The organism is Mycobacterium aquaticum (genome assembly GCF_002086485.1).
GTDB lineage: Bacteria > Actinomycetota > Actinomycetes > Mycobacteriales > Mycobacteriaceae > Mycobacterium > Mycobacterium aquaticum.
On the sequence record NZ_MVHF01000105.1, the window covers coordinates 1 to 584 of the forward strand.

General features: G+C 68.0%; 1 protein-coding gene. It reads left to right on the plus strand.

Going from position 1 to position 584, the window contains the following annotated elements:
* Positions 1-584, plus strand: a 584-nt coding sequence (locus BST13_RS38095; RefSeq protein ID WP_142282959.1) for an HNH endonuclease signature motif containing protein, incomplete at both ends; no start/stop codon positions are given.

Sequence of the window (584 nt, forward strand, 5' to 3'; positions counted from 1 at the left end):
GCCCTGCTCACCCTGGGCCGGCACGCCTTGATGTCCGGCCAATTGGGGCAGCACAACGGGCTACCGGTGTCCATCGTGGTCACCACCACCCTGCAGGAACTGCAAGCCGGCGCCGGGGTGGCGGTCACCGCCACCGGCACCAAACTGCCCATCGCCGACCTCATCCGCCTGGCCGCCCACGCCCATCACTACCTGGCCGTGTTCGACACACACACCACCGTGCCGCTGTATCTGGGCCGCACCAAACGCATCGCCACCCCCGGGCAACGGCTGATGCTCTTCGCCCGCGACCGCGGCTGCACCTGCCCGGGCTGCACCGCCGCGGGCAACCGCAGCCAAGCCCATCACGCCACCCAAGACTTCGCCCAAGGCGGGCGCACCGACATCACCGACCTCGCCCTGGGCTGCGGGCCACATCAACGCCTCGTCGGCCCCGGCAAATGGACCACCCGCATCAACACCCACGGCCGCTGCGAATGGATCCCACCAACCCTGCTCGACACCGGCCAATCCCGCATCAACACCTACCACCACCCCCAGCAATACTTCACCGACAACCAAGACGACGACGAAACAGACTGTCC